The sequence below is a fragment of the Pantoea sp. RCC30.1 genome (genome assembly GCF_058148845.1).
In genome coordinates this window covers 143,727-155,036 of the sequence record NZ_JBXUHX010000003.1, presented here as the reverse complement: position 1 = coordinate 155,036, position 11,310 = coordinate 143,727, and the positions used below count along the sequence as shown (strand labels likewise).

Sequence of the window (11,310 nt, the reverse complement as noted above, 5' to 3'; positions counted from 1 at the left end):
AGATTAAGAAGATTAAGAAGATTAAGAAGATTAAGAAGATTAAGAAGATTAAGAAGATTAAGAAGATTAAGAAGATTAAGAAGATTAATTTGTGCGGATTTGCCAGTTACGATAACTATTAAGGAATATAAAGTTATTCTGATAGGTCTTATGGCTTAACTATTTATTTTCACAGTAACGGTGATATACGGTTATCACATATTCTTAATTATCTTCCAGATAAAGGGTGCAGCGATATTGATGGATGGTTTTCTCCGAGCCCCCATGTAGTCTTCGCTGATTTCTGTTGTGCGTTTTTTTAAAAATCATTTTTTCCTGAATTTATAATGGACCATTTTTTATGTTGCATAAAGACATTATACGATCGCGGTAAAAACCAGTCAGCTTAGGACGTTAAATTTATTAAGAGTTTAACGATATTAAAGAGAGTTTCTATAAATGAAAAATATACACATAGCCTCTTATTGCACCCTTTTTGTTTGTCTTACCTCTTATGCCGGAATCATGCGTCACGATATTGCGGTTCAGGACTACCGTGATTTTGGTGAAAATCTGGGAAAGTATCGCCCCGGCTTAACAAATATCCCGGTATATAAAGTTGACGGGACACTTTCAGGTTATCTGGCTTTCTCCATGCCTGATTTTGGTGCCGTATCTACTTCAGGTTATGCTACGCTCATCTCACCGTCATACATCGCCAGTGTAAAACATAATACGGGGTATAGCTCCGTGACATTTGGGAATCAAGCTCGTTTTTCCACAACTTATCTATTGATTAACCGTAATGAGCATAGCAGCGTCGATTTTCATGCGCCACGATTGAATAAGGTGGTTACCGAAGCCGCTCCCGTCGACTATGTCGACCAGTCTGCTTTCCTTGCCGATTATAAGTCTCGCTATACATGGTATACCCGTGTGGGTGCGGGCACACAGGATCAGGTAAATGAATCTGAAACCGGACGAATACAACTTTCCGGAGCCTATAAGTGGAAATCGGGAGGAACGATTAGCACAGAAAGTGTGCTAAGCCTTTCAGACAAAAACAGAATACAGTATCTTGACTTAGGACCGGATGATCCGTTTACCACCCCGCTTTCAATTGGTGCTATGGGCGGAGACAGCGGAAGTCCGGTATTTGGCTGGGACAAAATCGCAGGGAAATGGAAATTAGTCGCTGTTCATGGAGGGAGCCTTGGAGATCCCGGAGTCTATAATAAACGCGCTTACGCTCCCTATATCCCCGATGACTTTGTCAGTTCTATCCAGGTAAAAAATAGTTCGCCTGACATCACTGACAGCAGCCAGGGAGGCATTATCTCCTGGTCGGGCGCGAACATCACCCAGAACGATCGCACATGGTCATGGCAGGGGCTGGCTGACAAATATAAAAAACAGGCTCCTTCAACCGCCACCCTGGCAGAGCTTGACGCAACGAAAGACCTACGCTTTAACGGTGCGGGTGGTGTTATTCAGTTGCAGGACTCGGTTAATATGGGCGCCGGGAAGCTGCAGTTTTCTGAGAACTACACGCTTTCTTCTGCGGAAAATGTCAACGCCACCTGGGTTGGTGGTGGCGTTGAGGTTGATACAGATAAAACGGCACTCTGGCAGGTTAATGGCCTCGCCGGTGACACCCTGCATAAGATAGGTGGCGGGACACTGCATGTAAATGCGACCGGCAACAATCCCGGGGTCCTGAACGTCGGTGATGGCACCGTTTTTCTGGATCAAAGAGCTGATGCTGAGGGTAAAAAGCAGGCTTTTTCCACCGTGACGCTGGTGAGCGGACGCCCAACTGTCGTGCTGGCCAACGCGCAGCAGATTAATACCAACAATGTCCGATTTGGCTATCGCGGCGGAACGTTAGATCTTAACGGGAACAATCTGACCTTTAAGGAAATCAGGCATACCGACAGTGGTGCGCGTCTGGTCAATCATAACGCCAGCAAAGCTTCCAGTATTACGCTGACTGGCAACATAACCGACACTCTCCCTCTCCAGACGTGGACATCCACTCGCAAAGGCACCGCAGGCGATATCTATCAATACAAAAATCCTTACTCGGGTAATACAGAGTATTTCCTTCTTAACAAAACGAGCTACGGATATTTTCCCACCAATCAGACCAGCAACTCAACATGGACTTATCTGGGAACAGACTTTGATGCAATAACCAAAGATCGCCTCGAACCGCTGAATAATGCCGTATTCCGCGGTTTTATTGGTGAAATAGCAGATGATAAAAACAACGGTGAGCTTGACCTTAATATCAATATCAGAGGCGAAACATCAAAAATAACGCTGGCCGGTGGGATGAATCTTAATGGTAACCTGAATATCAAACAGGGCACGACCCTTCTTTCAGGCCAGCCTGTTCCCCATGCTGGTGGTGTGGTAGACGACTGGGCAACCTCTTATTTTAAAGCAGACCAGATTACGGTGGGCGACAATCTTACCTTTCAGGTAGGGGAATATGCAGAGGTGAGTGCAGATGTGATAGCCGGAAAATCTTCCCGGCTGATGTTTGGATATAATAACAGTCAATACGCTCAGGATAGGATTTGGCGCTGTTATTCGATTATCAACGCTGATGAGACAAACTGCAGCCAGCCGACACTCTCGCAAAATGAACTGTCAGCATTACCTTATAGCAGCGTAACCGGAGATGTTTCGCTGGACAGTAAAGCCAGTTTATATCTGGGAAAAGTGAATTACCTGGGGAGTGTTTCATCAGCAGATGACACCACGATGACGTTGGATCCATCTGCTTACTGGATACTGAGTGCCGACAGCAACGTTACCACGCTTAATGCACTCAGTGGTTCACGTATATCAATGCTTCCATCGGGAACCTGGAAGCCGAAAATGCTTTCTGTGGACACGCTGGATGCCAGCGGCCTGACCCTCAGCATGGGGGTAAATCCTGTGACGGAGGAGAGCGATAAACTTACCATCAAAAACTCGGCGCTTGGCGGTAATAATATCCTTGATGTTTCATTAATGATGGAACCTTCTCAGACCGTAAGTCTGATGAACGATCTGGTCATGATTGATGCCCCTGCAGGAACACCCCACAACTACTTTGCCATGCCAGATATTAATCTGGGGTTCAGTATTTACAGTCCGAATTATGACGTGAAAGACAACAACGGACGGGTGCAATGGCTACTCCAGCATAATGCAGAACAAACACCTGAATCTGCTGTACCCGAGCCGGTCGTGCCTGAGCAGCCAGACCCGGTCATACCGGAGCCGGTCGAGCCTGATCAGACAGACCCGGTCATACCCGAGCCGGTCATGCCTGAGCAGCCAGACCCGGTCATACCGGAGCCGGTCATGCCTGAGCAGCCAGAGCCGGTCATACCGGAGCCGGTCATGCCTGAGCAGCCAGACCCGGTCATACCGCAGCCAGCCGTGGCTGAGCAGCCAGACCCGGTCATACCGGAGCCAGCCGCGACTGAGCAAACAGAACCGTCTGAAGATGCAGCAGAATCTGCAGAGCCTTCAGAAACTCAGGTTGTGAAACCTTTTTCTCCTGATGACTGGTTTACCATCGCAGATAATAAATCGTTGTTAAAACGTACGCGTGCACTCATGGCCTCCCGGCAATATCTCTTTAGTGAGGCTCTCAGCAGCATGAGCGATCGCGCATCGTTATTGCGTGCAATGCCGGAAAAGAGTGGTGAATGGATTACGATTGAACAAAATCAGGGAGGATGGGACGAGTATAAAATGAATCAGCGCACGCTGAGTGTGGGGTGGGATACTGTCAGTAATGGTCAGATGTTTGGCCTCAGTACCAGCTTCACGCAGGGTAAAACCAAAGGAAAGGGGCAGGTTACGCATCGCCTGATAACCACTGGGGCTGATTACTCCTGGTCATCACCCGCAGGCTGGTTTATGGATCTTTCTGGTCGCTATATGTATCTCAGTCAGGAGTTTAGCTTCGATGGCGACCTGCACATGAAAAATACAAAAGTGAACTCCAGCATGCTGGCGGGCGGTGTTAAGGCTGGATACGCATTTCATCTTGATGACGACTCTCTCACGCTGACACCGTATATCGGCGTCAAGGCTGGCATTATGCCCGGTAATACAATCAAAGGTGATGACTCCAGGATCGCGCTCAGTTCCTCTGTGCCTTACTATGCGCTTAGTGGTCTGGAGGTCATAAAGTCAGGTTTATGGGCGGCGCGTTCAGATATTACCCTGTCGGCGGGGATTGAGTATCAATATGCACCAGGGCGCTCTGGCTCAGAACTCACCTTATCAGACCGCTACGCTGCCCGGAAGTATGACGCCATGTCTGATAATCGCTATCGGTTACATGCGGGCATCGAAGGAAAACTGAGTGAGAATTTGTCGGTTAATGCGAAAGTGAAGAGCAGTTTTGGCAATACCTTCTCATCAGATTACGGTGGCTTGGTGGGGATCAGTTATCACTTCTGATAGCAAAAGCCGTTTTATGCGGATGGGTGAAAGGGAACTGAAAAGTTAACTGATTAACGAATACCAAAAGCGCATGCTCGGGCATGCGCTTTTTTTTTCATATAAATGGACTAAATCGTGTGGATATTTTTAGCTCAGGTAAATCACCTCGCCATTCTCCCGCACCCAGTCCGCCCCTGAATCCTGCCCCTGGAGACTGGCTTCGCACAGTGCTGTCCACTCCGCTTCTTCAGTCACGGTTGTTACCGACAGCGTATTATCACGCAGCGTTAATCGGATCGGTAGTAAGTCCGAACGCAGCAAGCTCGCCACCCGTGATAGTCAGCTGCGGCACTGGCCCGGAAATAAAAGTGATGTTCATGTGTTCTCCTCCGTGAGGTGCATGATGCGGATAATAAGCTGGCCCTGTTCGGCGATGATGCTGACGGGCTGGCCTTTAATAAATCCCCACTGTTCCAGCCATCGTCCTTTGATGGTGAGTTGAGGCAAGGGATTTGGTCTGCCGCCGTTGGGGCGGTATCCGATGATGTTTTTACGTGCTTGGGGTACAGCGGGTTCTGACGTAGAATCTTGTCTAGCCATAATTAACTCCTGCGTAGTTAGTTGTGGTCAGCGGGCTGTTGGTGTTCCACCACCTTCAGTTCGCGCTAAAAATCTCTCGTTACGTTCTTCCTTTTCTGTTTTCTCCTGTGCAAATATACACCGCCCGCTTTGTAAACTCGCTGAAAGCCAGGTAATAAACTGCGAAGCGTCTCTGAAAAAAGGATTTTTTCCGGTCTGTCACCATTACCCCTGAAAGCGTTTACCCTGGCGCTATGTCCGTAATAAGTATTCGGGAAGTAATGTTAAAAATAGCTGATTCTATTCAGTTATTTACTGTGAGTAGATTATTTATCAGAACTAACTATTATTGACCTGTCAGTGAATACTTATATTTAGCAACCTGAGTTGTCATATTACGGCGCATGATGAAGTTAGGTTAATGGGAACGGAAATGACTGGGTGTTTTTAGCAAAAATCCAATAAGTGATGTTAATTGAATGATGATCCTGCAGAACGATTAAATATTATTGTATAGCGTAAGCGTTTCAGGATGTTGTAGAATCACACGATTATTAAAAGGTTAGTATAAATAAAATACGATTGATTCAAGTGATTTTTTGTATCAAATGAATGATCTGCTCAGGAAGCAGGAAGGGCGAAATGAATAAGGATGTGAGGATCACCGTATCAAAGGGACCATTCAAAAAAATACGCGAATGGAATCGAAGAAAAAACTACTATCTCAAAGAGGTGAAACTCGAGGCAAGAATGTCTATTGCAAAGCTTCTGTGGGATAAACGGAAAAAAGTCTCCTTTGAACCTGACTCCGTGAAAACTATACTGCTTGTTCGCAATGAAGGAAAAGTGGGTGATATCATCGTTTCGATGCCACTCATCAGGTCACTTCATCAGGCTGGCTATGCAGTAGATTTGCTGGTAACTGAAGCCTGTTACGACGTAATAAAATACAGCCCTTTTATCAGGCATATTTATAAGTCAGGAAATTGCAGTTATAACTATTACCTGAAGTCTTTTTATCATACCGTTTCAAAAGCAACGATGAAGAAGCTAAATAGAAATAAGTATGATCTGATTATCGATCCTTGCTTATCCGAAACGCCGGTGCATCGGATGAAGTTATTTCGGGATATCAATGCCAGATTCGTTATTGGCCTAAATAAGCAATCTGACATCAGCCATTACACAGTTTCGGTTCTCTATAAAAATGAAAAGCAGCATGTTACAGAGTTACTTTCTTTGATAAGTAAAAGCATTGGCGTTAAAGCGACAGGCAATTTCACTTACAGTCTTCATTTTCCTGATGTTGTGCTTGATGAGGTGAGGCACTTTCTTAGTCCCTGGGAAAGTAAGAAAAAGATTATTATTAATGCTTTTGCTGGTACGCCGGAAAGGAACTTCTCACAACAGCAATTGCTGGAAATGATTAATATGATTAATAATAACAGTAGAGAGGTGAAAATCATCACTCTGGATCATCGTAATGAAATAGCGGTGCCGCTTCCTGAAAATGTTGTGAAAAATCCCTTTTATACTTTGCATCATGTGATGGCATTAATTAAAGAATCGGATATGGTGATAACGCCAGATACATCAATTGTACATATCTCTGCTGCGTGGAAAAAACCTCTTATCGCCGTTTACAAAAATACGCCTAATAATAATATGTGGGCGCCAGGCTATGAAAACGCAAGCCACATCATTGTTCATGATGATAAAACATCCGATGCTGAGAATATCCCTGAGCGTATTTTTAAAGAGGTAATCCGCAGGGATTTATTGGGCAAGCGTGAGGTGAAAATCCAGAAATCTGTATCGGTGATCGAGTTGAAAGAACCTGTTCGTACCCACGGTTATCATGCTCCCGACTGCTGTATCGCCTCCTCTGATCAGCTCTGCTGCTGACCAGCAGATAAAGCGTCCTGCCGTGCCAGACACCATTGTCCTTCTTAAGTGGGCTGGCTTATAAAGCTCTCACGCCGCAGCGGCACCATATCTTGCAGAGCAGATACATACGCCGACTATCACGAAAGGGGCTGACGGCAAAGATGTGGTGAATACTGAAGCGAACCTGATTGTGCATGCGATGGGGTATGCAGCTGGGTAAAAATTTGCCTGAAAACAATAACCTTTAATCCCCAAAAAACCAGGTAATAGATTGAGAGGCGCCTCTGAAAAACGGATTTTTTTTTCGGCGGGTTTTGTGTGATTTTTCTATTCCTGAATCCCTCTTCAGCTCCTTTAAACAGCCAGCTATTCAATCTGTAAGTCCAGGTTATGCACATTATAATCTGTATGGTTTTTACCCTGTCCGATAATGACAGTGCCTGAACCGCTGATAAGATGTGCTATCGCGCTGTTGAAAACCGGATACCCTCGACGACATCTGTAAGTCCCCAATTCTCAGGAGAGAGCGACTCAACAGAGTGTGAAACTGACAGCTGCCAGAAAGGTGAGTATGATTAAATCCTATCAGGCAGAAGAAAGAGGTTACCCATGAGAACAACACAGCAGATGAGTATCACGCTGCCCAATGAAATGGCAGCACAGGTTAAGGCACGTGTTGCCAGCGGCGAATATGCATCGGAAAGCGAAGTGATCCGTGAAGGATTGCGTGCGCTGATGGCACGGGATCATGCCGTGGAACAATGGCTGCATGAAAAGGTAGTGCCCGCCTGGGAAGCGCTTCAAAGTGGCGAAACACAAAGCCTGAGCGCTAACGACCTCAGGAACAGACTAAAAGCGGAACACAGGAAGGCAACCGGGGAGGAGTAATGGTTTACAGGGTGGTGTTCGCACCAGAGGCGCAGGAACAACTGGCAGAACTTTACCGTTATATCGCGCAAGCAGCGACACCCTATACCGCTTTAAACTTTACGGAAAACGTCATCGATTATTGTGAGTCTCTTGCACAGTTCCCACATAGAGGGAACTGTCGTGATGATCTTCTGCCAGGACTGAGAATCACCAATTACCGCAGACGGACAATAATTGCTTTCATGCTATCTGAGAAAACAGTGAGTGTTTTAGGCATATGGCATGGCGGGCAGGATTATGAAAATGACCTGTCTGGAGACGAAATTGACTGAGTTGTCAGACCAGCAGGCCGATTATATTTTTCCTGTGCAGCGTAACAAAATGTCGCTTCCATACCTGCCCGGGGCGCTTTGATAGTTATTTCGCCTGACCCATCACGCCGCAGGCGGCGTCGTCCTTGCAAAGCTCTCACGCTGAAACAGCGTTTCTGCCAGTTTCACCAGCGCGGGTCGTTCGACACACCAGTTCGGCACTACGCGACGGAAATTGAGGTAGCCGATCATGCAACCGGTGGCGATATCCGCCAGATTGAGCTGGCCGTTGTTAAGCCATTTCCCCTCTGCCGCCTTCGCTTCCAGCATGTCGAGGCTGCGCTGAATCTTTTCACGATTGCGCAGCAGCACCTCTTCCGACTGCAAATTTCCCGGACGCATCTGTTCGCGCACGATCACCAGCGCAGCATCACAGACACCATCCGCCAGCTTCTCCAGCTGACGGATATTAAGCGACTCAAGCGGATCGGCAGGCAACAGAGCGGGCTCCTCGTCGCGCAGTTCCAGAAACTCGGCGATGATGCTGGAGTCGAACCAGATTTGCTTATCGTCAGCAACCAGCGCCGGGACTTTGCCCAGCGGATTGTAGTGCGGCACGTGGCTCTCATCGCTGTAAGGCGATGCGTTAACGAATTCAAACGTAATGCCTTTTTCCAGCATGATAATCGAAATCTTACGCACAAACGGGCTGGTATAGCTGCCAATCAGTTTCATCGGGTTCTCCAGAGTCAGTGACTATTCGCCAGGAAACATAAAGGGATTGAGACTGCTGCGCGCGAAGCCTTCCTGCTCCATTCTGGCATCCAGTATCAGCGACGCCAGGTCATCGGCCACCGGTTCAATGGCAGGATCTTTCTCCTGATAGAGCATCTTCAGGTAGGTGCCGCAATCGCCACAACTCTCCGCCTTAACCGCCGCCTTTTCGCTGTCGATCGACCAGTAGTGCAGATCACGGGACTGTTCGCACTGGGTACATTTGCTGCGCACGACATGCCATTCACTTTCGCATAGATTGCAGTGCAGATAGCGCGCGCCTTCATGACTGCCCATATGCACCACACTTGCGACCGGCATACTGGCGCAGACCGGACAGAACTGACGCTGATCGCCCATCTCAGCGCGTGCTTTGCCTGGGATCAGGGCCGCCATCTGCGCCCAGTAGAGCGAAAGTGCCGCCCAGATAAAGGGCGCTTTGTCGCTGCTGACCAGCGCATACTCGCCGGTAAACAGCGCGCTGGCCAGCGTCTCCAGCTCGGTGGCAGATGCCTTCTCCAGATTCTCCAGCACCGCCAGCGCCTGCCCGCTCATCTCCGGCTTCAGCTCGGCAATCAGCGAGTGCAGCAGCCGTTGCCAGTGCGGATCGCGCGGCAGGGTATGGATGTTCAGTGGCGGCTTGCCCTCACTGGCACTCTGAGTCAGTCGGGCATGCAGGTCGATGTGCAGGGGATGGTCATACAGTACAATCTCCTGCGCTTCAGCGATCACCGCCGCAAAGCGCAGATAATCGCCGAGTGGATTTTTCGCCGCCAGGTCGCGCAGTCGCGCGGCACGACGGCTATATAAATTTTTCAGCCGTGGAAAAAGTAACGGCGGAATCATCTCCGCCGTAGTCTTTTCGCCTTTCTCCAGCTGGTCCTGCGGGATTATGCGAATACTCATCAGGGGCGTTTTTCCTGTTTTATTGGCGGATTACGCTGCTCACGATACCAGCGAGGATGATGCTGTCTGGCCCATTCAGAGCTGACCCAGCCTTCCACCATCGCGGTCAGTGTGCCTTTGACCCACAATGCAGCATAAATATGCACCATAATGACGATGATCAGCGTCACCGCTGACACCGAATGCACAATCAGCGCCAGACGAATCAGCGGAATGGCAAAGGCATCAGCAAAGTAAGGTCGCCAGATGACAATGCCGCTGGCAAGCAGCAGTACTAAGCTGATGATAGCAGCCCAGAACACACACTTCTGACCAAAGTTATATTTACCGGTATCACCCACCTCTTCATTCCGCGCAATCCGGTGAATATTTCTGGCCCAGTAAAGGTCATCGCGATTGATTAGGTTGTGTTTCCAGTAACGCAAAAACATCAGCATAAAAGCGGCAAACATCACCACGCCAACAAAAGGATGCAGAATACGCGCCAGTTGTGGCGTGCCAAATATCTGCATCAGCCAGTTAAATGACGGGAAGAAAAAACCTAATCCGCTTAACGCGGCCATGACAAAGCAAATCGCGACGATCCAGTGATTGATACGTTCAGGTGCGCGGTAACGCACCAGGTGATCGGGCTTTTTCATTATTTGCGCTCCTCAGGCTGATCGTCGTTGTCGTCGTGCTCTTCAGTGACGCGATTCGGGCCAACGCCGACATAGTGGAAGATCGAGGCGGCGAACGTAGCGGCAAAACCTACCGCCGCCAGCGGTTTCCAGATCCCCTTCCAGAAGGTCACGGTCGGACTGATGCCCGGATTAGCAGGCAGGCCGTGATAGAGCTGAGGCTTGTCAGCATGATGCAGCACATACATGACGTGGGTGCCGCCCACGCCTTCCGGGTTGTAGAGGCCAGCCTGCGCAAACCCACGTGATTTCAGTTCTGCCACGCGCTCCTCCGCCAGCGTCAGCATGTCGCTTTTGCTGCCGAAATGAATGGCACCGGTCGGACAGGTCTTCACACAGGCAGGTTCCTGACCCACACTGACGCGATCCACGCACAGGGTGCATTTGTAGGCGCGATTATCCTCTTTGTTGAGCCGTGGCACGTTGAACGGGCAACCCGCAATGCAGTAGCCGCAGCCGATGCACTGCTCAGACTGGAAATCGACGATGCCGTTGGCGTACTGAATAATGGCCCCTGCCGACGGGCAGGCTTTCAGACAGCCAGGATCGGCGCAGTGCATGCAGCCATCTTTGCGAATCAACCAGGCCAGCTTGCCGTTTTCTTCAACTTCCGAGAAGCGCATCACCGTCCAGGATTTGGCGGTCAGATCGGTAGGATTGTCATAGACCCCAATGTTATGACCGACTTCATCGCGGATGTCGTTCCATTCGGAGCAGGCGACCTGACAGCCTTTGCAGCCAATACAGGTGGTGACGTCGATAAGCTTCGCTACTTCACGCTGGTGATCGCGCGCCTGTGGCGGTGGGGTAAAGCCGTTGGTCGCTGAGCGACGGATAATATCTTGTGATTGATAAGCCATTGTCATCTACCG

9 protein-coding genes are annotated in these 11,310 nt (G+C 48.8%); 4 read left to right on the top strand and 5 right to left on the bottom strand.

What is annotated here, in order from left to right:
• Nucleotides 1-504 precede the first annotated feature (504 nt).
• On the top strand, nucleotides 505-4,449 hold the full coding sequence (locus AC2LB6_RS04760; protein ID WP_490092647.1) for a S6 family peptidase: 3,945 nt from the start codon (nucleotides 505-507) through the stop codon (nucleotides 4,447-4,449).
• Nucleotides 4,450-4,806: 357 nt separating this feature from the next.
• Here the strand turns inward: AC2LB6_RS04760 and AC2LB6_RS04755 are convergent, their stop codons facing one another.
• Nucleotides 4,807-5,031 carry a SymE family type I addiction module toxin gene (locus AC2LB6_RS04755; protein ID WP_490092646.1) on the bottom strand — a complete coding sequence of 75 codons (225 nt, stop codon included), beginning with the start codon at nucleotides 5,029-5,031 and terminating at the stop codon, nucleotides 4,807-4,809.
• 621 nt (nucleotides 5,032-5,652) lie between these two features.
• Between AC2LB6_RS04755 and AC2LB6_RS04750 the strand changes: the two genes are divergently transcribed.
• The 3 genes from AC2LB6_RS04750 (at nucleotide 5,653) to AC2LB6_RS04740 (ending at nucleotide 8,099) form a co-directional block, all read left to right on the top strand.
• Nucleotides 5,653-6,915 carry a glycosyltransferase family 9 protein gene (locus AC2LB6_RS04750; protein ID WP_490092645.1) on the top strand — a complete coding sequence of 421 codons (1,263 nt, stop codon included), beginning with the start codon at nucleotides 5,653-5,655 and terminating at the stop codon, nucleotides 6,913-6,915.
• Nucleotides 6,916-7,506: 591 nt separating this feature from the next.
• Nucleotides 7,507-7,785 (top strand): type II toxin-antitoxin system ParD family antitoxin, encoded by a 279-nt coding sequence (locus AC2LB6_RS04745; RefSeq protein WP_033773230.1) that lies wholly within the window; start codon nucleotides 7,507-7,509, stop codon nucleotides 7,783-7,785.
• The gene (locus AC2LB6_RS04740; RefSeq protein ID WP_033773231.1) at nucleotides 7,785-8,099 is read left to right on the top strand and encodes a type II toxin-antitoxin system RelE/ParE family toxin; all 315 of its coding nucleotides are present in this window, start codon (nucleotides 7,785-7,787) and stop codon (nucleotides 8,097-8,099) included. The genes AC2LB6_RS04745 and AC2LB6_RS04740 overlap by 1 nt, the downstream gene beginning before the upstream one ends.
• Nucleotides 8,100-8,201: 102 nt before the next feature.
• Here the strand turns inward: AC2LB6_RS04740 and AC2LB6_RS04735 are convergent, their stop codons facing one another.
• Genes AC2LB6_RS04735 through fdxH form a run of 4 tightly spaced genes read right to left on the bottom strand, consistent with a single transcriptional unit; the run spans nucleotide 8,202 to nucleotide 11,298 of the window.
• The gene (locus AC2LB6_RS04735) at nucleotides 8,202-8,813 is read right to left on the bottom strand and encodes a glutathione S-transferase (protein ID WP_490092644.1); all 612 of its coding nucleotides are present in this window, start codon (nucleotides 8,811-8,813) and stop codon (nucleotides 8,202-8,204) included.
• 21 nt (nucleotides 8,814-8,834) lie between these two features.
• The gene (fdhE, locus tag AC2LB6_RS04730; RefSeq protein ID WP_490092643.1) at nucleotides 8,835-9,758 is read right to left on the bottom strand and encodes a formate dehydrogenase accessory protein FdhE; all 924 of its coding nucleotides are present in this window, start codon (nucleotides 9,756-9,758) and stop codon (nucleotides 8,835-8,837) included.
• A complete protein-coding gene (gene fdoI, locus AC2LB6_RS04725; RefSeq protein ID WP_490092642.1) occupies nucleotides 9,758-10,399 on the bottom strand; it encodes a formate dehydrogenase cytochrome b556 subunit in 642 nt (213 codons plus the stop codon). Before fdoI ends, fdhE begins: the two co-directional genes overlap by 1 nt.
• Nucleotides 10,399-11,298, bottom strand: a complete 900-nt coding sequence (gene fdxH / locus AC2LB6_RS04720; RefSeq protein WP_409391251.1) for a formate dehydrogenase subunit beta — start codon at nucleotides 11,296-11,298, stop codon at nucleotides 10,399-10,401. The genes fdoI and fdxH overlap by 1 nt, the downstream gene beginning before the upstream one ends.
• Nucleotides 11,299-11,310: the final 12 nt, after the last annotated feature.